Annotated in this window: 23 protein-coding genes; 10 read left to right on the plus strand and 13 right to left on the minus strand. The window is 54.6% G+C overall.

Features of this window, described 5'->3' with window-relative positions:
* Positions 1-24 precede the first annotated feature (24 nt).
* The 8 genes from C9422_RS12325 (at position 25) to C9422_RS12360 (ending at position 7200) form a co-directional block, all read left to right on the plus strand.
* Positions 25-972: a CBASS oligonucleotide cyclase gene (locus tag C9422_RS12325; protein ID WP_116580842.1), complete on the plus strand. Its 948-nt coding sequence runs from the start codon at positions 25-27 to the stop codon at positions 970-972.
* Positions 973-974: 2 nt separating this feature from the next.
* Entirely contained in the window at positions 975-1472 is a 498-nt protein-coding gene (locus tag C9422_RS12330; RefSeq protein WP_116580843.1) for a hypothetical protein, read from the plus strand.
* On the plus strand, positions 1469-2365 hold the full coding sequence (locus C9422_RS12335) for an ATP-binding protein (protein WP_116580844.1): 897 nt from the start codon (positions 1469-1471) through the stop codon (positions 2363-2365). Before C9422_RS12330 ends, C9422_RS12335 begins: the two co-directional genes overlap by 4 nt.
* A gap of 28 nt (positions 2366-2393) precedes the next feature.
* Positions 2394-2945, plus strand: coding sequence for a 3'-5' exonuclease (locus C9422_RS12340; RefSeq protein ID WP_116580845.1), 552 nt, complete (start codon positions 2394-2396; stop codon positions 2943-2945).
* A gap of 158 nt (positions 2946-3103) precedes the next feature.
* Positions 3104-3859 (plus strand): hypothetical protein, encoded by a 756-nt coding sequence (locus C9422_RS12345; protein WP_133249013.1) that lies wholly within the window; start codon positions 3104-3106, stop codon positions 3857-3859.
* A 531-nt stretch (positions 3860-4390) separates the two neighbouring features.
* The gene (locus C9422_RS12350; RefSeq protein ID WP_116580847.1) at positions 4391-5401 is read left to right on the plus strand and encodes a hypothetical protein; all 1011 of its coding nucleotides are present in this window, start codon (positions 4391-4393) and stop codon (positions 5399-5401) included.
* 365 nt (positions 5402-5766) lie between these two features.
* Positions 5767-6075 (plus strand): hypothetical protein, encoded by a 309-nt coding sequence (locus tag C9422_RS12355; RefSeq protein WP_116580848.1) that lies wholly within the window; start codon positions 5767-5769, stop codon positions 6073-6075.
* A gap of 138 nt (positions 6076-6213) precedes the next feature.
* A complete protein-coding gene (locus C9422_RS12360; RefSeq protein WP_116580849.1) occupies positions 6214-7200 on the plus strand; it encodes a hypothetical protein in 987 nt (328 codons plus the stop codon).
* A gap of 695 nt (positions 7201-7895) precedes the next feature.
* Here C9422_RS12360 and rffA read toward each other — a convergent pair.
* The 11 genes from rffA to C9422_RS12415 form a co-directional block, all read right to left on the minus strand.
* Positions 7896-9041 carry a dTDP-4-amino-4,6-dideoxygalactose transaminase gene (gene rffA / locus C9422_RS12365; protein WP_116580850.1) on the minus strand — a complete coding sequence of 382 codons (1146 nt, stop codon included), beginning with the start codon at positions 9039-9041 and terminating at the stop codon, positions 7896-7898.
* Positions 9042-9091: 50 nt separating this feature from the next.
* Positions 9092-9910, minus strand: a complete 819-nt coding sequence (locus C9422_RS12370) for a bifunctional 2-polyprenyl-6-hydroxyphenol methylase/3-demethylubiquinol 3-O-methyltransferase UbiG (RefSeq protein ID WP_256589948.1) — start codon at positions 9908-9910, stop codon at positions 9092-9094.
* 68 nt (positions 9911-9978) lie between these two features.
* A complete protein-coding gene (locus C9422_RS12375; protein ID WP_256589949.1) occupies positions 9979-10371 on the minus strand; it encodes a GtrA family protein in 393 nt (130 codons plus the stop codon).
* A 23-nt stretch (positions 10372-10394) separates the two neighbouring features.
* Positions 10395-11315 (minus strand): hypothetical protein, encoded by a 921-nt coding sequence (locus tag C9422_RS12380; protein WP_116580853.1) that lies wholly within the window; start codon positions 11313-11315, stop codon positions 10395-10397.
* Between the two features lie 30 nt (positions 11316-11345).
* Positions 11346-12008 (minus strand): acetyltransferase, encoded by a 663-nt coding sequence (locus tag C9422_RS12385; RefSeq protein ID WP_116580854.1) that lies wholly within the window; start codon positions 12006-12008, stop codon positions 11346-11348.
* The gene (locus C9422_RS12390; RefSeq protein WP_116580855.1) at positions 12005-12946 is read right to left on the minus strand and encodes a glycosyltransferase family 2 protein; all 942 of its coding nucleotides are present in this window, start codon (positions 12944-12946) and stop codon (positions 12005-12007) included. Before C9422_RS12390 ends, C9422_RS12385 begins: the two co-directional genes overlap by 4 nt.
* On the minus strand, positions 12943-13635 hold the full coding sequence (locus C9422_RS12395) for a WbqC family protein (RefSeq protein WP_116580856.1): 693 nt from the start codon (positions 13633-13635) through the stop codon (positions 12943-12945). Before C9422_RS12395 ends, C9422_RS12390 begins: the two co-directional genes overlap by 4 nt.
* Positions 13632-14855 carry a hypothetical protein gene (locus C9422_RS12400; RefSeq protein WP_133249014.1) on the minus strand — a complete coding sequence of 408 codons (1224 nt, stop codon included), beginning with the start codon at positions 14853-14855 and terminating at the stop codon, positions 13632-13634. The genes C9422_RS12395 and C9422_RS12400 overlap by 4 nt, the downstream gene beginning before the upstream one ends.
* Before the next feature lie 397 nt (positions 14856-15252).
* Positions 15253-15963 (minus strand): SDR family NAD(P)-dependent oxidoreductase, encoded by a 711-nt coding sequence (locus tag C9422_RS12405; protein ID WP_102700247.1) that lies wholly within the window; start codon positions 15961-15963, stop codon positions 15253-15255.
* A 40-nt stretch (positions 15964-16003) separates the two neighbouring features.
* Positions 16004-16660 (minus strand): DsbA family oxidoreductase, encoded by a 657-nt coding sequence (locus C9422_RS12410; protein ID WP_116580858.1) that lies wholly within the window; start codon positions 16658-16660, stop codon positions 16004-16006.
* Positions 16657-16878 (minus strand): 4-oxalocrotonate tautomerase family protein, encoded by a 222-nt coding sequence (locus C9422_RS12415; protein WP_007972813.1) that lies wholly within the window; start codon positions 16876-16878, stop codon positions 16657-16659. Before C9422_RS12415 ends, C9422_RS12410 begins: the two co-directional genes overlap by 4 nt.
* A 541-nt stretch (positions 16879-17419) precedes the next feature.
* Between C9422_RS12415 and C9422_RS12425 the strand changes: the two genes are divergently transcribed.
* Positions 17420-17713 (plus strand): DUF3077 domain-containing protein, encoded by a 294-nt coding sequence (locus C9422_RS12425; protein WP_104451190.1) that lies wholly within the window; start codon positions 17420-17422, stop codon positions 17711-17713.
* A 576-nt stretch (positions 17714-18289) separates the two neighbouring features.
* On the opposite strand, the gene C9422_RS12430 is transcribed toward C9422_RS12425, so the two are convergent.
* Positions 18290-19576 carry an OprD family porin gene (locus C9422_RS12430; protein WP_116580859.1) on the minus strand — a complete coding sequence of 429 codons (1287 nt, stop codon included), beginning with the start codon at positions 19574-19576 and terminating at the stop codon, positions 18290-18292.
* A 259-nt stretch (positions 19577-19835) separates the two neighbouring features.
* Positions 19836-20507 (minus strand): DsbA family protein, encoded by a 672-nt coding sequence (locus C9422_RS12435; RefSeq protein ID WP_116580860.1) that lies wholly within the window; start codon positions 20505-20507, stop codon positions 19836-19838.
* Between the two features lie 255 nt (positions 20508-20762).
* On the opposite strand from C9422_RS12435, the gene C9422_RS12440 reads away from it, so the two are divergent.
* Entirely contained in the window at positions 20763-22856 is a 2094-nt protein-coding gene (locus tag C9422_RS12440; protein WP_116580861.1) for a TonB-dependent siderophore receptor, read from the plus strand.
* Positions 22857-23032: the final 176 nt, after the last annotated feature.

The following is a 23032-nucleotide window of genomic DNA, read 5'->3' on the forward strand; positions in this document are numbered from 1 at the left end:
GACCAATAAAAACTGGGAGAACAAATGTCGCTGACAAACTCAAACCTCCAGTACTACGACAGCAACGTGTTGCGGCTTTCGGCTGCAAAGCGGACGGAATACCACGGACAGGTCGATAATCTCATTAGCGAACTGCGCAAGCACGTCATAGCCCAGTCCGACTTAAAGATTACGAGAGTGGTCAAGGCGGGTTCGTTTGCGAAATACACCATCTTGACCAAGACCACAGAAGACCCTATCGACGTCGACGTAGTGTTCTACATCAGCGGCCAGAGTCTCGATAAAGCGACGAGCGACAGCCTGAACGACCTGATCCACTCTTTGCTGTTGAAGATATATCCCACCAAAGACGTTGAAGATTTCGAGATCCAACGGCGCGCGGCAACTGTGACATTTGTGAAAAGTGGTCTAAGCGTCGACGTGGTACCTGTCATTCAGGACGAGACCAACCTTGACCATGGTTGGCAGTTCGACAAGGACACGAAGGAAAAGAACCTGACCTGTGCGCCTTGCCACATTCAATTTGTCAGCGATAGGAAGAAAACGGATAAGCACTACCGCACCTTGGTTCGAATGGCTAAGCGCTGGAAAAATTTTGCGAATCCACCTGGGCTGAAATCGTTCCACATTGAGCTAATCCTGGCTTACTTGCTGGATCGTGATGGGCCGGCTCAGAGCATCGAACTGCGCTTTCGCGAATTTCTAGGTTACATCGCTCAGACGAAGCTGGGTGAGCGAATCGATTTTCCGGAAAACAACGGTAAGACGAAAAAGACGTTTTCAGATCCTGTGGTGATTGTTGATCCGGCCAACCACGAAAACAATGTCGCTTCGCGAATCACAGAAGACGAGAAGGTGAAGATTTCCCTGGCCGCCTATGACGCTTGGGAAACTGCGCATTACGCATCTACTCAACAAGACGAAGCAACCTGGAAAGAGATTTTCGGCAACCGCTTCAAGATAAGGGATTAAAGATGACCGCGTCTTACTCGAGTACTGAGACCACTACCTACACGGTCGCTGATGTAGAAAAGGTCGTTAGTAGCATTAAGGCAGACCTGATGATGATTGCCGGTAGCACAAAAGCGATGACCGAAGACGTGGCGAAAAATTATGCCTATGACATCGAGTTGCTTGCTAAGAAAAACTATCTGAATAAAGTTGATGTCACTCTGATGTCCGCTGCGGAAAAGGAAATCGTGGCTGTCAAATATCAGTTTCAAAACGAGGGAGCGTCTGGTACCAGAAGACCCGGTGGGGTCCTGTGGCCTGCAACCCCAGATGGCAAGATTCGCATAGTGCTTTCCCCCACCGATAGTTATTGGGCAGAGATCGAGCAGGTAGCCAAAATGCCTCTGAAGATATCGTGGGGTTCAACATCTGCGGACACCAGCCACACCAACCTTTCAATCTCAGGTGAGCGCGGGTACAGCAGCAATGGGTTTGGCGTAAACAGGAATGATTTTGTATGAGTAATTCAGCTGTATTCGAGGTAAGGAAAGACCTTCCGGACAAGCAATTAGACACGCTAGCTAGCAAGCTTCTTGGCTTCGAAGCTCGGTACTTGCGAGTTCAGAAAAAGTTGCAACTTTTACTGCAAGCAGATGAACTCGAAAAATGGAGCAAAAAACATCACAAGCAGGTACTAACGGTCGTCGGTCTGCTTGCTGATCAATATCCGCTGGCAATCTTCCATGGCGATGTTGGTACCGGAAAGACCGCAAACGCCGAAGCAATCGCAAACCGCTTGGCACGTGACGCAAAAATTGAAGATGCCATACTCTTTAAGCTTAGCAACAAGGTCCGCGGCACCGGCAAAGTCGGTGAGATGGGTACCTTGATATCGCAGGCGTTCGACGAAATTTCTAAGTCAATCGGAAAGGGGAATGGCCGCGCGTTTCTGATCATTGACGAAGGTGACTCCCTTGGCGCTTCGCGCAGCCAGGAGCATAGCCATCATGAGGACAAAGTTGGCGTCAACACGCTGATCCAGGCCATTGATAATCTTCGCGACCATGGAGGGCGAATATTCGCCATCCTTTGCACGAACCGGCTAAGCGCACTGGATGCGGCTGTGCTACGGCGTGCGTCGATAGTTGAGGAATTTCTACGTCCCTCAGATGCTGAGCGCCATGAGTTGTTCACCAAGGATCTTTCCGATATGGATATTTCCGCAGGCGAAGTGAGCAAGCTTGTAAACGCTACCGCCGCCAAAGACGGTAAGCCTGCGTGGACATATTCTGATATCCGCACCCGCCTCTATCCAGCTGCAGTGTCGCTAGCGTTTCCCGACTCGCCGCTGAAGGTGGAGCATTTTCATCAGGCCGCTCGTGATATCCAGCCTTCGCCAGTAATGGCAGGATGACTCAACTACCGCTGACCGGAGTAAAAAAATGAGCCAAAAACGAGAAGTCTTTATTTCGGTGGACATCGAGACCGCTGGTCCCGTCGTCAGTGAGCACAGCATGCTTACTGTAGGGGCATGTCTGGCATATCAGCCCGAGATTGAGTTTACTGTAATGCTTAAGCCGATTACCGACCGAGCACTTAAGGCGGCCTTGGATGTTTCAGGTTTGACCCTGGAACAGGCCGAAAAAGATGGGCTACCACCTGCGGAGGCCATGGCAAAATTTGCAGACTGGATTGCGGAGAACGTCCCAGAAAATTGCTCGCCGGTCTTCGTGGGTCTCAATGCTCCCTTCGATTGGTCTTTCGTGAATTACTATTTCTTGAAATACCACGGAGAGAACCCATTTGGATTCACTGCACTGGATATCAAAGCTCTGTTTATGGGAGCCACAGGATGCAGTTGGTACGACACCAAATCGAGCTCCATCGATAAGAACGTACTCCCTTCCCTTCAAGGGGATCATGACGCTTTGAACGACGCCAAATATCAGGCCGAACTATTCCGTCTCGTTCATGAGAAAAGTCAGCGACGCTAGTCCGGTCAAGGCTTGACTCAAACACGGAAAATGATCTCTTCAGAAACCTTTTTTTCTTCAAGTTTAGCCCTTGTGCGATTGAAGGAAGCGTATGAAGTGAGCCGTACGCGCCCTTAGCATTATTTTAGCTGCTCAATCCAACAGATGAGTTTAAAAATATGGACGTTCCAACACCTACAGGAGCCATTCTGGCTTTGATCAAGGCCTGTTTTAAACACAATGACCATCTAGCCCCTCTAGTCAAAAGCTATGTGTATTTGTTCAGGAAGGACATTCGCATCTCGATGGCTTGTTTGGTACGATATGAATTTGAGGGGAAGATTATTCTAGTAAGGAATCGTCATCGGCAGGAATATATTGCACCTTTCGGAGGTGTAATAAAATTCCATGAAGACGCTAGGACGGTGCTTGATAATATTGAGTTTCAGTCTGAACAAAAATCCTCAACTGATAAAGACTTAATTTACGACCTTCGTGGGTATTTAAAATCCCGCTACTTTGGAACCTTCATGACTTGGTTTAAGTCTAGAACAGGGCGTGAACAAGTAGATGCACTTCACCGAGAGTTGAGGGAGGAATTTGCAGAGTCTGGAATCCCCCAGCACATTGCAAAGCCATTAATTGAAGCAAAATACTCTCTTGTTAGAGTTATCCACGAAGGACCTTACGGTCATGATGAGCATAAGCATGCAACCTTCCGTTATCTTGAAATCTATAAGCCAGTTATGTCTCAGGGTGTTGAAGAGGCTTTAAAACACCTCGCAGAAATAAGCACATCTTCAGACTCTAAAACTCAGTTAGTCAACAAACAAGAACTGGACAAGCTTAGGACACGGTTAGGAGTTCCCATCGCGGGTCATGCCCGTTATCTAAACTCAGCTAAGTGGCATGGCTTCGAGCCCGCTGCGCTCTGAAGTACGTTAGGAATGTCCTGCGTGAAATTATGGCTATCCGTGAGCATCTCCTGTGGGGGGTTCTATTGAGCCCCTAATCAAGTGGCCGGTATCAGCTCTTCGGACTTCGCTGACGATTGAACATCACGAATGGCAGCTTCTGGCCGACTCTGTTGAAAACAGTCGATTTTCTGAAACGACCAGAAGATCGAACGATGAAAGCGCCTTGTTAGGACGCTGCCACGTGAAATCGAGTCCGGTAACCGATACCGAAAGTAAAAATTTCAATCTCAGGCGCATACTTTTCTGCTGCCGAAACTATGCTAAACTTTTTCAACACAATCGACCGGAAGTGGACCATGGACACTAGGCACGTGATTCCGTAAGGTGCTACCTACAACACGAGCAGAAAAATATATGGACCTCGAATCGTGCCGCTCTTTTTTCGAATAATTGGCGTTCAACTGTCGATCACTTTGTCCGCTGAGCAGCCAAAGGCTACACTTTTGGCTGCTCGTTGGCTTAAACGTTAGACCATAAGATCAAGAAGACATGGACTTAGTTGATACATTGCGAAAGAAGATCGACGTCCTTGATGAGGGCGATTATGTCCCAGGGCTAAAGGCTGTGCTGTTGCACATAGAAACAGCATTCAGACACTTATCTCGCGGCCAAGACAGTGAAGACGACACTGCATTTACCGACTCTATTTATCGAACTAATCAAGCGTTCGAAGGAAGTATAAAAGAGGCCTACCGAGTTCTCGCAGGTCAGGATCCGGCAAAGAAGCGTCCGTACGACATAGAGAACTATCTTGAAGAAAATAACATATTCCGGACTAGAGTCCTTAGTCAACTGACGAACTATAGAACCGAGTGGCGCAATCCTTCAACGCATGACTACAAATTAGACTTTGATGAAAGTGAGGCATTCCTTGCCATAGTATCTGTCTCAGCTTTTTCATGTTTGCTTCTAGATCAAATCGCTGAGCGGCTTGCCTACATGCGGTCACAGGCGGAAGCTGAAGCTCAAAAGGGTGCATTAGCGGCTAATTTGGCGGCAACGGTTAACGCCGACCTTTTGGTCCGGGTGACGGAACTCATATCACAGTTCTGCGCCATGTACATGCCTTCTGTTACCACATCCTTTAGTAGGGTAAGTGAATCCCAAGTTGTTGGCGCTCTTCACGGGTTCCTTTCCTCCGCCGCTCCCGAGTTATCGGTGCAAACCGAAGCGCGATTGGACGCCGATAAGCCGTTTCGTGCAGATCTGCTGATTGAACGCGGTGACGAGCGCGTGATTATCGAACTCAAGCGGCGCCTCATGCGAAATAATTACCAGAACGTCATCGCGCAAATTGAGCATTACCTACTCATCAGTGGGATTAAAAACGGCATTTTGTTGTACTTACCTGACGTCCCTAGTGAGATGGATCGAATCGAAACTACGGTCCGCGGCATTGATGCTCGGCTTATTATCCTAACGCCAGAAGGTTCTAACCCTTCGCCTAAGCAGACGGCTTCCCGTCTGCAGCCTCCTTCCGTCAGCGAACTCCTACGCTAGCGAGAACCTGAGAGAAAGTATTGAATCGCCCCTGACTTAATAGACACATTGAATGGCTGCTCCTGTCCGCGACACCGCCCCCTGATCAAATACCCCGTTATAAATTTGACGACTTAGACATCAGACCACGCGCCCCCCCAAGCCTGACACTCCCTCTCGAAACTGCCGACACTCTCTGCATGATCGGCCTCTCCTGCTATCTAAATCTGCTGGTGCAAATGAATTCGTAACAATACCTTCCTGAGCACTCACAAAGTTTCTTTATCAGTGATATCAAAAAGGTGGCAATTCTCTATCTTGGCTGGTTATTCTCTATCCGTTTTGGCGAGCGCCCCGCCCGCTGTCACAAGGACGAGTAAACGCTGATGAGCATTGCGCAACACGAACTGAAAGAAATGAATCAACTGCTGGAAAGTGGCGTAAACATCTCAGAAATCGCACTGAAGTACCCAAGTTACGACTACTGGGAAATCTACGGAAATGTGAAGGACTACAGCTTGCTAGGTAAGAAGCGGATCATTACCAATCGTCTTAACACCCTGCGCAATAGTACAACCAAGGCAGAGCGAGCAGACTTGATTGACGAAATCGATACGTTGATTACCGAAATGTACAACCTCACCAAAAGTAACGGAAAAAAGCTGGTCGACATCAGCAAGGTTCTGAATCGCTGATCACTCAAAGACTCTGAACACGCGTTATCTGCGTGGAGAATCCATGCGGAATAAGGGGTCAGACCACGCTTTCAATTCAAGAACGAAAATCGTGGTCTACCCCCATTTTTCACCCGTAAATTTTTAAGGATGTTAATTTTGAACTTAGAATCAATTAACGATGGGATTGAAGATTTTATTGGATTCTACGACGAGAAAGGCTTTTGGGTTGAGGAATGGATTGATTTTGATGACCAAGTCGAGCGTAAAAAACTTAGAGGTATAATTCCGGAACCTGTCATCTGGCATCACGCGGAAAAATTCGCTGCGGCTGTATGTATTGATGGAATGATGCTCCTTCGAATGACGGAACTTGCCAAAACAAGACCACCAATGAGTGATCCAGACCAAATAAATCAGGCCGTTCAGTGGTGGGACGAGCATATGGATTATGCAAATGTAATGCAGTTATTTATAGAGTCAGAGTCTATAAAATGCCTGGACTCCGGTGAAATTTCTTTTTCCGCGGTCTCAATTGCAAACACTTGTCGAGTTAGCTTTAGGGGAGGCATGCCTGTGCGAAAAAGCCATTCAAACAACATATCTCTAATGGCAGCAAGATGTACATCTTTAGTAATGGATGGGGCTCGCGTGGCCCATCACGACATTGGAACATGGTCGAATTTTACCAAGGTTAAAAAAGCTACCATAAGCACTGCCCTACAACAATTTGAAACAGCCGTTGATGATCCTGTATTGATTAAACGTCTTGCATTCATTGCCAGGGCTAAATCTGCATATCAGAATCACGATTTTAGAGGTTCGTTTACAATGCTTTGGTTTGTGATCGAGTCTGTAGCTAAAGAACTATGGCTACTAAAAGCAAAAGGTAAGAACACCAAAAAACCTACAATGTATGAAATACTGATTGACCTAGAAAAAGACAGTATCATTACCTCTGCTCAATATGGAGCTATAGATGATCTCCGAGATCGTGTACGAAATGTGCTGATGCACCAGCCCGTCACAGCCATCTGCCTGCCTGATGATTGCTTTAAAGCTGCTGATTCAGCGATGCAATTGCTGCGAAACAAGGTAACCACACCGGATATCACTCTTAAATGGAATTTCGGAGTCCAGTTTTGATCGTCTAGAGTGGTCTCTACAGTGACCTCCAGCACGCAGTTTGCACCGTTTAAGTACCTCCAGTCCGAGCTAGCGGACTCAGTTTGAGTCGACGACTTCGCCGCTGACTGATTCTGAGCATGGCGGTAATAGTCGGCGACGTTCAACCTCAGCAGGTTTACCGGGCCATACGCTGCTCTGGATAATTTATGTGCAGGCCGATAACGTGCTAACGCCTTATGAATCCCGGATTCGATTCCACTGACGACCATAAATAGCTGATTTATTTATAGTTACTAGTTGGGGTACGTAAAAATTTCCACCGAACTCCAGACGCCCGAAAAACCTAGCCTCCCCGAAACATACCGTTCGTCTGGTGCCGCACCATATAGAACAACGACTTAGGCTCACCTTACGGTGGGCCTTTTTCGTTTCTGGGGTTTCATACCCGATTGGGTCATAGCTTCTCAGTTGATTGGAGCTGCCAGCAGCCTTTTTGACTGGCACCTCGCTGCACTGTCGGGAGGGCTCCCGCGCTGGTTTTACGTCGAAAGGACTCCCCAGATAGCGCCACGAAGCCGAAACTCGCTTCAGACCACGCACACTGGCGGAGTACTTGGCCTTCCTGAGCTACAAAGAACGCGCCGAGCCGAAAGCTGCTGCGATAAAACTCGGGCTCGGGATCGTGCCGAGTTCCGGCAAGAGTGCTTGTCGACTCAGCGACACAGTTCGTCCCGCAAGACGTCCACCACGCGTTCCTGCTGCTCGTCCGACATGCCTACCCATAGCGGCAGTCGCAGCAAGCGTTCCGAGAGGCTTACCGTGTTGTCCATGGCGCCATGGACACGGCCGTAACGCTGGCCAGCCGGCGAGGAGTGTAGGGGCACGTAATGGAAGACCGAATTGATTCCCTCTCGCTTGAGGCCATCGAGCACCGGTTGTCGCGGCACGTCTGCGGGCAGCAGCACGTAGTACATGTGCGCGTTGTGCTGGCAGTCGGCAGGCACGATAGGACGGCGCAGTGCCCCGCTGGTTTCCAGCGGCGCCAGCAATTCGTGATACCGCTGCCAGATGGCAAGCCGCGACTGTGTGATGTGTTCGGCCTCTTCCAACTGCGCCCAGAGAAACGCGGCAGTCACGTCCCCTGGAAGGAATGACGAACCGACTTCCTGCCAAGTGTATTTGTCGACCTCGCCGCGGAAGAAACGGCTACGGTCAGTGCCTTTTTCGCGAATGATTTCTGCGCGCAACACATAGGCAGGATCATTGACCAGCAATGCGCCGCCCTCGCCCGAAATGACGTTCTTGGTCTCATGGAAGCTGAAGGCGCCGAAGTCCCCGATACTGCCCAGAGGCCGGCCCTTGTAAGCAGCCATGACCCCCTGCGCCGCATCCTCGACCACCTTCAGGTTGTGACGCCGGGCGATCTCCATGATCGTATCCATCTCGCAACTTACGCCCGCATAATGAACCGGCACGATTGCCTTGGTTCGCGGCGTGATGGCCGCCTCGATCAGCGTCTCATCCAGGTTCAAGGTATCCGGACGGATATCGACGAACACGGGAACGCCGCCGCGCAACACGAAGGCATTGGCCGTGGAGACGAACGTGAACGAGGGCATGATGACCTCGTCGCCCGGCTCGATGTCCAACAACAACGCGGACATTTCCAGCGCTGCCGTGCACGAGTGGGTCAGCAAGGCCTTGCTCGAACCGGTACGTTCGGTCAACCACTCATGGCACCGCTTGGTAAACGGGCCATCGCCGGCGAGGATATTGCCGAACTTGGCTTCAGCGATGTAATAAAGTTCTTTCCCCGTCATGTAGGGGCGATTGAACTGGATCTTTTTGTCTTCCACCATTTGAGCCTTCGCACGCAAATTTTAGTCGGGTCGAACTAGACATCACGTCGTTATGCCAAGTGGGGAGATCCACTCTTTTTCCGGGCGACAAGCAGCCTGGAAGCACCGACCGGAAAACTCACTCCCACCTTGATGAGCAAACACTCCAGCCACATCACGAAGCCAAACAGCACATTGAGCGCCTTGGGTACCGCCAATTCGGCGGTCTCGCTCGTATCGCCCCGCTGTTGCTTCTTGGCGCCGCGTGAAATCATCATCGCCGGCAGCAGTAACGAGACGAACGATGTGCTGCGCACGACGGAAAACCCCGCCTCTTCCACCTTGCGATGCAGGTCGGCGGCATCGTAGCGCCGCACGTGGCAGGAATATTCATCCACCTGGCTCCACAGCCACTGATGCTGGGGCACGGTCAACAGCATGATTCCACCGGGCTTCAGGGCCCGGTGCATCTGCTGGAGCACCACGGTATCCGCCTCGATGTGCTCGATGACATCGAACGCGCCAATCGCTTCGAACTCGTCGATATAAGGGATATCGCGCGCATCCATCTGCACGAACTCGGCACCGGGCAAGCGAGAGGAGGCAAACTTCAGCCCGGTCGAGAACATCTCGCTGCCAAGCAACCTGGCCTTCGGAAGCGCCACGGCGACCCGACTCAGGATGAAGCCGGTACCGCACCCGATTTCCAGAAATGAACGCATGCGCGGCGCATATTTCGTCAGCGCCCATGTAATCAACCTGCCACGCGCGCGGAACCAGAAATGGTCGCTTTCAAGATGCGCGTAGGTCTCGTAGAAGTCGGCCTTGAAGCCTTCCTGCTTGTCCTCGAGCTCTGGCGCAAACGCGGCAAAACCGTTCTTTCGAGCCACCTGATGTCCACACTGGACGCAAGTCCATTGCTCCGAGGCGTACGGCGTCTCGCATTCAGAACAGATCTTCACGCCTGATTCCCATCCGGTTGGTCATGACGAAAGACGAATAACTTGAAGACGACGAACAAGAAACCTCCTACAACGAAAATGGCAGCGGCCTGGACCCACTGATGAGGATATCCCAGCTTGTCGACGAACACCGTCAGCAAGGCCAGGTTGAGCACATACCCGGCTGCGTGCGCCAGGCCGAAGCGCCAGGCCGTCCCTACGACGTTGCCGCGATGTTCGAACGCCCAGTTGCGGTTGCCCAGGAAGCTGATGCAGATGCCAAGCACGTACAGGAAGCTCATGGCCAGCTTGAAGGGGATGCCCAGCCACGTCAATGCCAGGTAGGCCGCATAACCGATGGCATTGCAGGCGACGCCGACGACTGCGTAACGGAGAATGGGCCTGATCATGGGCCGCCAGCGCTGCATCAGAATCACTCATCTCCCCAGACGGCAATCCCGAAACCCGTCTTGCCATAGCCGTTGCCGTTATAAAGCATGTAGCGTCGACCGGCATGATCGAAGACGAACGGGTAACAGATCATCTCCGAATCCCAACCCGATTCCGATACGTCGATTCCCACCTGCTCATCGTGTCGCGTCCATTGCACGCCATCGGACGAGGTCGCGTAGCGGATCCGGTAGGTGGGGCAGTCCTGCGTGGCCCGGGAGCAGAACCACATCCGGTACATGTCCGCATCCTTGAGCACGCGCGGCACACCCAGGGCGTACTCGTGTTCGTCACGGAACTCGATGGCAACCGTACCGTCGCGCTCCCACTCGATCCCGTCGGCGGACTCGGCATACTCGAGATGATAGAAGTGCTTCGCTTCCGAAGGACCTTGCTCCCATCGCACACAGGAGGTGAACCAGGCCCTGAATCGTCCGGCCTCGAACTGCACCTCGGGGGTGGCGACGAAGTGAGGAAGATCGCGGGTGCGGTCGATGACGGGGCCGCGGAACAGCCTCTCGAAGCGCTGGGTGGCCTCGTTCCATTCGGCCAGGCCGATGGAGTTGCGGATCTTCACCGTTACGCCCAGGTTGATCCCGGTGTAGTACAGCAGCTTGCGGCCACCGACGTTGACGATCGAATTGGGCAAGGCGCCACTGTCGTCGAAACATCCGAGGTCGCCCGGTTCGAGGACTGGATCCGGATGGACGCGCAAGACCTTGGTCGGGTCCTGCATGTCGATCTCGAGGAAGCCGCCGTGTCCGCGATTATGCTTGTCACGCGATGAGAAATAGATGCGATACAGGTCGCCGTTCACCTGCTCAGCAATGGGAATCATCGCGTGAGAATACAACCAATCGCTCTGCCCTTCTGCGCAGAATATCTTGCCTAGTTTTTTCCACATGAGATGTCTTCACGCCAATGATGAGGTTCTTCAGATGTTCCTGACGCGGGTACTCGGCACGCGCGACCGTTCGGTGGCTTGTCCGACGTACACGCCTTCGGCAGCGGCATCTCCAAGAATCAGGGCACCGGCGCCGATGATGCATTTCTCGCCGATGGTGACATGATCGCGAAGGGTCGCGTTGACGCCGAGAAAACAGCTTTCCCCGATCGTCACACGGCCGGATACGACGATGTGCGAGGCCAGGAAACAGTGGTCCTCGATACGCGAATGATGTCCGACGTGGTTGCCGCTCCACAGGGTAACGTTGTTGCCGATGCGCACGAAGGGCTGAATGGTATTGTCTTCCAGGATGAAGCAGTTCTCGCCGATGTCCTGTGTCAGCACCGAGGCTCGCGAACTGATGTAGCTGACCATTTCGTAGCCCAGCGCCTTCACTGCCAGATATTTTTCCTTGCGGATCTGGTTGAGCCTGGAATAGCCGAGCGCGACGAAAAAGACATACCGGTCTGGCGGGTAGATCTGGGTGACTTCATCGAATGCCACCACCGGAAATCCCATGAAGCTCTTGTCGTCCGGCATGTAGTCGGGATCGACGGCAAACGCCTCGACCTGATAGTCGGAGTCGTTGGAAAAATAATAGAGTGCGAGCTCGGCGGCGTCGGTGAGACCAAAAATAATGAGTTTTTTCATTCGATGCTCCGCGTCTCAGCCTGACGGTAGACGTTCCGGACGATAGTGTAGGGTCTCTGTTTGACTTCGGAATAGATCTTGGCGAGATATATCCCGACCACGCCGACGAATGCGATGATCAGGCCGCCGAGCAGCCAGATCGAAGCCATCAGCGACGTATAGCCGCTGGGTGGGTTTGCCAGGAGCAGCCAGTTGACGACGAGATAGCTCGTGTAGGCGGCCGACAGCAGGAAGATCGCGCAGCCCACCACGAAGATTCCCACCAGCGGTGCACTGCTGAAGGCAGTAATCGAATTGACCAGTTGCGCCACTTTCTTTCCCAGCGTGTAGGTCGTCTCGTCACGACTGCGCTTGTCGATGGTCTGCGCACGCTGATCGAAGCCGGTGATGACCCACAGGCCCGCCATGAACAACTCGCGTTCGTCGTGCTGAATCAGCGCGTCCACATAGCGGCGCGACATCAGCCTGGCGACGACGATATTGTCGGGCATATCCAACCCGCTGAGGAAACGGAAGAGCTTGTAGAACACCTGCCCGGTCCAACGCTCGAAGTGCTTGCCTTTTCGCTGCTGCTGGACACCGTAGACCACATCGGCCTTTTCGCGCTCCATCTGTTCGCTGAACGAGAGCAACCATGCCGGATCTTCCTCCAGGTCGCTATCGAGCAGGAAGACGCGTTCACCGCGGGCATGTCGCAGGCCCGTCATCATGGCCTTGTGATGGCCGAAGTTGCGCGAGAGGTCGACGACCACCACGTGGTGATCGGCTTCGCTCAACTGGACAGCCAGTTCCAGGCTTGAATCGGGCGAGCCGTCGTTGACCAGTACGATCTCGTAATCGTCTCCGACCAATTGTTGTGCCGCCTGGCTTGCACGGAGATGGAACTCCTCGATGAACTTGGCCGAGCGGTAAAGCGTGGCGACGATGGACAGCTTCATGCTTTGACATGCCTCATGTAACGGCGCGCGTCCTTGCCGCAATTGAACAGCAGATCCAGGACGGTGACGCCATGGGTGAATTCCCCCCAGAGTTGCGGATACTCGGGGAAGCCGGCGTAATCGAACCATTGCAGCGCAATGCCGGCGTCGTCGAACAGTGGCGCCTCGATGTAGTCCTTTGCCGCCGGCCCCGACAGGTATTGCGTCGCACCGGCCTGCTGACAAAGGTCCACCAGGCGGGCGGTCCGGGTTTTGTCGCCGGCAGACATATAGTCCCAGCAATTCGTAATGCGGGTTTCAATACCGATGTATCGGCAAATCGCTTCCATGAACTTGCGGTTCATCGACGACAGCCCCGTGTGGGTCTCCACCAGATAGAGCGGCTCGAGCCACTGGGCGACTTCATCGAAGAAAGGCGCGCGCCGATAGTTGCTCTGCAGCGTTTTCCAGTGCTTGACCTGCCAGGCAGGGGCCAGCTCGACATCGCGAATGCGGCGGCTGATGCCTTGCCCGACAGGCACGCTGAGCCACTGGACGCCTTGCGGCGTCTTGATCTGGTTGCGATTGCGCCAGTCGTTCTTGGTGAACTGCATGTCGTCGTAGAGGATGAACTCATCGACCGCAGCGATCATGTCGAAATAGCCCTTCCAGGGTATGTAGTTCGACTGAAGAATAGCGACGGTCTTCATGGCTGCTTGACGCTCGCGTCCCAGGCGCCCGGGAAGTAACACCCCTGGCATTTTGCCTGCGCGACCTGCTGGAAATGGAAGGAAATGCAGAACAACAGCGCCAGCGCCCAGAAATGCAACGCAGCTGGTGAAGGTTTGAACGCAAAATTCAGAACAATCGCGACGAAAACCGGTGCCATCAGCAGGTAGTCATACAGGTACGGATGAATGGCAACGGCCTGCGGCCACAGCAGGCTGGTCATCACGTATTGCGAAAAAAGCAGGAAGTAGAACATGCCGATGCCGGCCAACGGGGAGGTCCCCGTCGGTGCCGCAACGCCGGCAGGTTCACGCCGTTTGATCATGCGCAAACAGGCCAACTGGGCTACCAGGAACAGGATCGGCACGGCAATGGTCGCAAATGGCCGCGGGAACTGCGGAACAAGTACCGACTTCAGGATGTTGGTGAAATAAGTGGTGTCGCCATCCAGGCCCGCGCGAAACAGCCAGCCGCTGTTGGACGAGGTGAAACCCAGTGCCTTCGATATCAGTGGGGACGGCAGATAGAAGGCAACGGCCGCCACGATGGCCACCAATGCCAGACGACACATCCGCCTGTCGAGACCGTCGCTGCGGCATGCCCAAACCATCAAGGCGAGGCCCAGCAACGCTGCCGAGATCGGAGAAAACACGGCAAACAACACGATCACTGTCATGACCGCTGCGGACCGTTCCGGATTTTTCCAGATCAAGAACGCAGCCAGCGCCTGAAACGCAAATATCAATGGGAACGTATTGTCGACGTTGAATCTGGCCGAAGTAATCCAGAATCCCGGCATCGACACCATGAATACGACCGATAACAGAATCAGCAGTCCCTGACCGAATGCCAGGCGCTTTTCCACCAGACGGGACAGAAAAAAGAACGTAACGCCTGCCAGCGAAATAATGTTCAGGAAAGCCCCTGTCACTCTCATCGGTAATGCCGACACATACATTTCCACTTTATAGAGTGCGTACATGTAGAACAGATAAGCCGTGGAGTGGTTGGAATACGCGATCTTTTTTGCGTAGTCCTCCATCGAATAGAAGACGAGGAAACCGTGCTGCGAAAAAGCGTGTTGCTCCCAGATGGGGAACGTGAAGTTTCTCAGGCGCTCGGGCGCCATCGCTATCTGGCTTGCCGCTTCCCGGAAGCCCAGTGAGTACACCACGCCGATGGTTATGACGACTGCCAGCAAGTATAAACAGGAGAAAAGCTTATTATTTTTTATAAAGATCATCTTTTCCAGTATTCGCAATACGCTTGGGATAATTGGTGCCAGTGCGGGAGGCCCAACGCGGCATTTGCTGCCAAACGAGGTAGAATCGGGTAGCGATCGGGGGAATGGCCCGTAGTTATAGAGGATTACGGTCAGGCGGCAGCGCGATCATAATCTAGATGTACGGTCCGGTGAAGCGCTCCTCCTGGAGAATGGCGAATTGATTCATCGTGCTGTGAATCATGGAAAAACGCCGGGACAAGCCGCTTGTATTCACTAGTTCCAGAGGGCGATTCCTGGTGCCGGCACCCTACAAAACAAAGCCCTCGCAGAAATACGAGGGCTTTGTTGTTTCTGTACTCCTGGAAATCAGGTTTCAGTGACCTGCACTCTGCCCGCCATCCACATGCAGGATTTCTCCAGTAACAAACTTGGCGCCGTCCAGATATACGACCGCCTGCGCAATATCGTCTATCTCGCCCATGTGCCCGACCGGGTGCAGATTGCCCAGTGCTTCATGAGTTTCTGCGCCGTGCATCGGGGTCTTGATGATGCCCGGGCTGACCGCGTTCACCCGAATCCCGCGCTTGGCGTACTCGATGGCCAGGGATTTGGTGGCCGCGTTGAGGCCGCCCTTGGTCAGCGAAGCCAATACCGATGGCACGCCGTCGATGGCGTGGTCCACCAGGCTGGTGGTGATGTTGACGACGTGGCCGCTGCCCTGCTTTTCCATTTCGGCGATGGCGAGTTGGGTGATGTAGAAGAAGCCATTGACGTTCACCGACAGCACATTGGCATAGTCTTCTGCGGTGTACGCGGTGAACGGCTTGGCGATGAAGATCCCGGCGTTGTTGACCAGGGTATCGATGCGACCGAAACGGGACATCGCTTCACGGATGACGCGCCGGGCGGTTTCCGGCTCGCCGATGTCGCCGGCCACGGTGAGAATGTCCGGATCGGTGGACGGTTTGATCGAACGCGAAGTGGCGACGATCCTATAACCGAGTTCACGAAAGGCTTTGACCATACCGTCGCCGAGACCTTGGGATGCGCCGGTGATTACGATGACTTTTTTCGAAATGCTCATGATGAAGACCTCTAATTAAAAGTGGGTAGAAAATCTGTAATCAGGCGTCGGCATGTGCCTTGGCCATTTCTCTCAACATCTGTTCGTAGTACTCGACCGATTGCGAGCCGGATACCAAGTGGCGACCGTTCAGCACCATGGCCGGCACCGAGTTGATGCCGCGCTGCTGGTAGTACGCTTCAAGCTCCCGCACCTCAGCGGCGAACGCACCGGACGCCAGCACCTCTTGTGCAGCTGCCCCATCCAGCCCCGCTTCAGTCGCCAGGCTCACCAGTGCCTGGTGATCGCTCGGGTTCTGGCCCTCACTGAAATAGCCCCGCAGCAGCACCTTCTTCAGCTCGACTTGCCGCCCTTCCTGCAACGCCCACAGCAACAAGCGGTGTGCATCGAAGGTGTTGTAGAAGTGCGTGCGCTTCTCCAGATCGAATTTGAAGCCGATGGCCTCGCCGCGAGCGATCTGCATGGCCTTGCCGGCAGCGACGTCTTCAGCAGTGCGCCCGTATTTGCGCATCAAGTGCTCGACCGCTGGCTCACCTTCGGCCGGCATGTTCGGGTTCAATTCGAACGGCTTGTAGGTCAGCTCGACCGAGACTTCCCCGGCCACGTTCTCGATCGCCTGCTCCAGCGCCGTCGCCCCCAGCGCGCACCAGGGGCACACCACATCGGAGATGAAATCGATGGTGACGGAGGACGTCATGACTTGCCCTCCGCCTCAGCCAGTTGCTTGCGGTACTGGGTGGTGGTGATACCGGCGTAACCCCAGTTATCGGTGTCGACTTCCTCGATCACGATGTGGGTCAGGTCAGGGCGCTTGTTGAGGACGCGTTCCAGTGTTTCAGTGATTTCGGCGATCACCTGAGCTTTCTGCTCAGTGGTAACGCCATCGCGAGTGATGCGTACGGTTACGAAAGGCATGAGGGTAACTCCAGTGACCTTCCCGTCGGGATGATGGGAGAGGCGTTGGAGGTGAATGTATGGGGTTGGCGGGAGGGGATAAAGGTGGGGGCGGGAACTTCATTCGTTACCCAGTGTAATTAATGAATAAGCCCCGTTGGCCAGGATCGTAGGTTGCGAATCGCCCTGCCCCACGCTAGGCTGCCCACATCGCTGCAAAATCAGCGACCGGGTTTGGCGACCCGACCCAAACAATAGGCGCACAGGCGCCACCATAACGATTGCTGGCGTTTTTTTTCGCTCGTATTTTTCCGTTATGGCGGCTGTGCGCGGGAGACCTTCGGGTCTGCCGGGTTCCTATTGTCCCGGTTCGCCAACCTGCGCACAGCTGCCACCCATAATCGTTTGGCGACGGTTCGTGGCAGTTCCTCAACGATAGGAGCTAGACCATGTATAAAATTGATTCGTCCAAAATCTGTGTTTTCACGTTCTTTGTAACCACGCCGGCCCTTCTTCGAAGGCATGCAAATACTCAACTCCTCCCAACCAGCGGAGGTGTTCAATGACCAACCCCCAAGATCTGAAAACCATCGGCCTCACCCACTTCTCCTTCCACGCCAACGAACCGCTGTTTCGCGTCAATGCAGGCGTTCCGGTTATCCAGGCTCTCTACCATGCTTCCGATCTACTCCACGTTGCCAAGTTGCTCGCAACAGACGCGGCCATGGTTCGCGATACTGATCGGCACGCTTGGGCGTCGCATTTTTTGCAGGATATGAGTAAGGCGATCATCGATGATGTTGTGAAGGTGCTTGATGCGCCATGCAACAACCGAGTCAGCAATGTCGCGCCATGATCTGAGCTGCAAGCTTAAAAAAGCCCCGATTCAGCGTTAATGCTGTTCATTTACGGCCGACACTGACCCCGTGGCGAGGGAGCTTGCTCCCGCTTGAGTGCGTAGCACTCACAAAAAATGGCATTGTTGTCACATTTTTGGGGCCGCTACGCAGCCCAGCGGGAGCAAGCTCCCTCGCCACAAAAGTAGGTGTGCCTGAAGCACCGCGCTTAAGTGAACAGCGTTACGAATCAGCGGGGCCTTTTTGTTTTTCGATCAAGCTTAGGGAACTCCAAACACAAAGCGAAAAAAGTCTAAACGCTGGCAGTCCACACATAACAAGTGGGTTGCCATACGGATTGACGTAAGCGCCACTGCTGTCAGAGAATCGAACCAAGAGCGCGAAACCGACTGCCATCATGTGGCGATAGTCGGCGTTAGGAACCCCGTTGATGACCTGAAAATCAGCGCCCGGGTGAGACCTCTTTTAAAAAGCAGCCTTATCGGTTGCTTTTTTATGCCCACAAAAAAGCCCCGAACCAGTCGGGGCCTTTTCTTTCTCAGCCTCTGATCAGGCTTCGATACCGCAACCAATCATCAGAAGACATTGATCGGGTAATCCACGAACACACGCACTTCGTTGCCGCTCACGTTGTACTCGCTCGACTTCTGCGACACACGCAGGACCGAGCTGCGCAGTTTCACGCTGAGGTCTTTGGCAGGGCCGCTTTGGACGACGTATTTGATCTGGTTGAAGATCTCGCGCTCGGTGCCGCCTTCGCTGGTGGAGGTGGTGATGTTGTCACCGCGTACGTAGGCGAAGTTGTAGCTCAGGCCCGGTACACCGAAGGTGCTGAAGTCCAGGCCGTAGCCCAGCTGCCAGCTGCGTTCATCTTCGGCGTTGAAGTCGGACCAGTAGGAGTTCGCCAGGTAGATGGTGTTGCCACCGTCGCCGATGCGACCCTGGTCTTTCTGGTAGCCGCCATAGGCGTAGCCCAGGTTGCTGTCACCGGTGCTGCGCTGGTGCGCGAGGGTGAACGAGTGCGGGCCGGTGATGAAGGTGGCCGCCAGGCTCCAGATTTTGTTGTCGTCGCCGGTGATAGCGTTTTCGCGGACGTAGGAGTCGTCCAGCTTGGTGCGGTAGCCGTTGAAGTCCAGGGTCAGGGACTGATCCTGGTCGATCGGGAACACGTAGTTGGCGTTCACGTATTGCTTCTTCAGCACGTCCTCGACGTCGGAGGCGTACAGCGCGGCCTTGAATTGTTCGGTGAACTGGTAGCTACCGCCCAATACGTTGATCGACTTCAAGCCACCACTGTCACGGCCTTCAGCGCTTTTACGCGATTCGGCGGTGAAGCGACCGGCGTCCAGTTGCAGGCCTTTGATCTCCCTGGAGGTGATCAAGGTGCCGGTGTAGCTTTCTGGCAGAAGGCGCGAGTTGTCGTAGCTCAGCACCGGCAGGGCCGGCATCTGGTCGCCGTAGGTCAGGGTGGTGCTGGACAGGCGGAACTTGATCGCTGCGCCGCCCTTGGACAGGTCGTCCGCCGGCTGGCCGCTGTCGCCCTTTTTGAAGAAATCGATGCCTTGCGCGCCGCTTCGGTCTTCGCTGCGCTCCAGGTTCAATGCGTACAGGCCGAAAGCGTCCACACCCACACCCACGGTGCCTTGGGTGAAGCCGGACGAGAACGTGCCGATGGCCGCCTGGCCCCACTCGGACTTATCCGGGTTGCCGTCTTTGTAGTCACGGTTGATGTAGGCGTTGCGCAGCAGCACTTTGAGGCTGCTGTCTTCAACGAAACCCTTGGATTCGGCCTGGTCGTTCGCCATGGCCTGTGTAGCGCTCAACATCCCCAGAGCGATCAGGCTGATTCGCTTGTTCAACATTTTGTTTTTTCCTTGATGCGGTTGATACGCGCTGTGTCGAACGGCCGAAACGGCGCTATTGCGCTCTTATTTCGAGGCGAAAACAAAAAGGCCCGCCCACGATTTCTCGCGGCGGGCCTTTTATTGTTTTTGAGTCGTGGCGGTCGGCCACAGGCGTTGGGCCGAATCGTAGCGGCGCCCTTAACGAGGTGTCAATTTCATGAATCTTCTAGAAATAGGCGAAAAACGTCTAAGAAACTGCTTTACGCGGCAGGAATATTCAATCGGCGCAACCTTCGAGACCACAGGCTGCTACGGAATGGGATGAGGGCTGCTCCGGCAGCGACTGTCCCAGCCACTGCGCAAATGCCTGGGGTTTGCCCAGCCAGGGCCCGATATCGATCAGGGTGAATTGGCCATTGTGTTCAAGCGCCAGGGTCGGAAACCCCTGGCCGCCCACCTTGGCCAGCAAAGCCCGGCTGTCCTTGATATGGCCTTCGGTGTCGGCTGCCCCGAAGGCTCTTTCGAAGGCTTGAGGCTCCAACCCCATATCATTGGCCAGTTCAAACAGTACCGACTCGTCGGCGATGCGGCGCCCTTCCACGTAGTGAGCACTTTGCAAACGCCCCAACAACTCCAGCCCGCGACCTGCCATTTGCTCGGCAGCCAGCACCGCAGCGATGGGTGGAGCCGAGTCGAACACGGCGCTGTGATCTCGCAGCAAACCTTCGAAATAGGCTTCACCGAACGGCTGCCCGCTGTATTCGGCAATGCGCCGGTCATGGGGCATGACGTAACTGCGCAGTTGTGGCGAAACCCTTTGCCGATTGGCCCCCGTCATCATACCGCCACCGTGGGCAAGCACGGGCAGCACAGCCTGGGCGGCTTGCACCAGCGGTTTGGCGCCGTAGCACCAACCGCACAACGGGTCGTAGATGTAATGCAGGATCATGGGAAAGCTCCGACAGAAATTCAGGAAAATTCGATGTCAGCAGATTAGTGCCGCCGCAGCCCCGGAAAAACGCCGGATCTGTTTTCAATCTGTTGCTTGAATCGGTCGAATGACTGCGTATGTATCAACTCAGAAATAATTCGAAACAATCAAATGAGACAAGTTCTCAATAACAACTAACAGCGGTAAATGACAAGCATTACTATTCGCGCCCTCACCTGTTTCAACCTGAAACTCCTACGGATGCGCTCTTCAATGCCTGCCCCTTTTCGCCTTGCGCCCTACAGCCTTGGGCTCTCTGCCTTGTTGTCTGCCGGTTTTTCCTACGCTGCACCGACCACCCTGCCTGCGACATCGATCAGCGCCGAAGCTGAAGCCGACGACCCGCGCGTGACAGAAACCAACACGGCGACCCGGACCGCCACGCCGGTACGCTACGTGCCACAAGCCATCGACTCGATCAAAACCTCGAACGTGATGGATTACGGCACCAACGATCTGGGCACGGCGCTCAGTGGCATCCCCAACGTCAGCAGCGGCGCCGACACACGCTTCGACAGCCTGCGCATCCGCGGTTTCGACGCCAGTAACGATTTCTATCTCGATGGCATCCGCGACGACAGCCAGTACGTGCGAGACTTGCACAACATCGAACGCATCGACGTCCTGAAAGGCCCTGCCGCCGTGTTGTATGGCCGTGGCAGCCAGGGCGGGATCGTCAACCGGGTGAGCAAACTGCCCGAGTTCGGTCGCCGCTCGACCCTTGAAGCCCAGGGCGGTAGCGAGGACTTGCGCAGCCTGTATGCAGACCTCAGTACCGATCCTTCCGAAAACATCAGCCTGCGCCTGAACATGGGCAACATGGACGAGAACAGCTTTCGCGATGGCGTGAGTGGCAATCGCCAGCTGTTCGCACCCTCGATGAGCTGGCAGCTGACACCCGACCTGAACTGGTTGGTGCAGTACGAATACAGCCGTTACAACCGCACGCCGGATCGTGGCGTCCCCGGCGTAAATGGCCGCCCGGCCGACGTAGGACGAGATACCACCTACGGCAGTGAAAACGATTTCATCGACGACAAGGCGCAATCCCTGCGCTCGAAACTCACCTATGAACTGAGCGACAACTGGCAGCTGCGCCAGATCCTGGGTGTGTTCAAGCTCGACAGCGATTTCGACAATACTTACTTGAGCGGCTATGTCCCGGCCACCAACAAGGTCACGCGCCAGCACTGGCAGCAGGACCTGAATACCCGCAATGTCTACAACAACGTCGAGCTGGAAGGTGGCTTCGATACTTTCGGCCTGGAGCACCGCTTGCTCACCGGCATCGAGATCGGCAGCCAGCGCCGCGACCCGCTGCTGTACACCGCCGCCACTTCCGGGCCGGGCAGCTCCCCGGTGCCGGCGCTGGACCTGTACGCCCCCGACCGCAATTTGCGTCATACCGGGCGCATGGTGGTGTCGAGCAACACCCACACCGAGGTCGAAAGCCGGGCGGTGTATGTGCAGGATCAACTGCGCCTGAACGATCAATGGCAGTTGCTCGCCGGCCTGCGTTACGACACGTTCGATATCGAGTCGACCAACAAGGTGCGCAACATTTCCGAAGACCGCGACAGCCATAGCACCAGCCCTCGCGTTGGCGTGGTCTGGACGCCGCTGCAAAATCACTCCTTCTACGCGTCCTGGAGCAAGACGTTCTCGCCGGTCGGTGGTGGCTTGATCGGCATCACTCCGGGCGCTGCGGGCAACAGCAATGACCTGAGCCCGGAGCTGACCAAACAGAAGGAAATCGGGGTCAAGAGTGACTGGCTCGATGACCGCCTGAGCACCACGCTGGCCATCTACGAGCTGGAGCTCTACAACCGCCGCACCAGCGATCCGAACAACCCGACCATTACCCTGCTCTCCGGGCTGCAACGTTCACGCGGGATCGAGCTGACCGCTGCCGGCAGGATTACCGGCAACTGGTACGTGCGCGGTGGCGTGGGTATGCAGGACGCAACCATCGAAAAGGACAACAACGGCCTGGAAGGCAAGCGCATCAACAACGTGGCCAAGCACAACGGCAGCCTGTTCCTGACCTGGAAACCGGAAATGGGCTGGTACGCCGAAACCGGCCTGACCCTGGTTGGCGACCGCTATGCCGACAACCTCAACACCGTCGTGTTGCCGGGTTATGGCCGCTGGGACGCCTTGGCGGGCTTCCGTCAGAAAGATTGGGATTTGCGCGCGGCGCTGAACAACATCAGCGACAAGACGTATTACTCGTCGGCGACCAGTGCATTCCAGATTCAGCCGGGGGCACCGCGTAGCCTGGTGGTGACGGGCACCTACAGCTTCTAGACACCACAAAAACTGTGGGAGCGGGCTTGCTCGCGAAGGCGTCGTTTCAGCCGATGACAACGTTGCTGACACACCGCTTTCGCGAGCAAGCCCGCTCCCACAGGGTTCAGCGTGTTGAAAAAAAAAGCGCTGCCATCCCGGCAGCGCTTTTTCTTGATCAATCCGTTGTTGTTCTT

The sequence above is a fragment of the Pseudomonas sp. B1(2018) genome (genome assembly GCF_003097365.1).
Classification (GTDB): domain Bacteria; phylum Pseudomonadota; class Gammaproteobacteria; order Pseudomonadales; family Pseudomonadaceae; genus Aquipseudomonas; species Aquipseudomonas laurylsulfatiphila.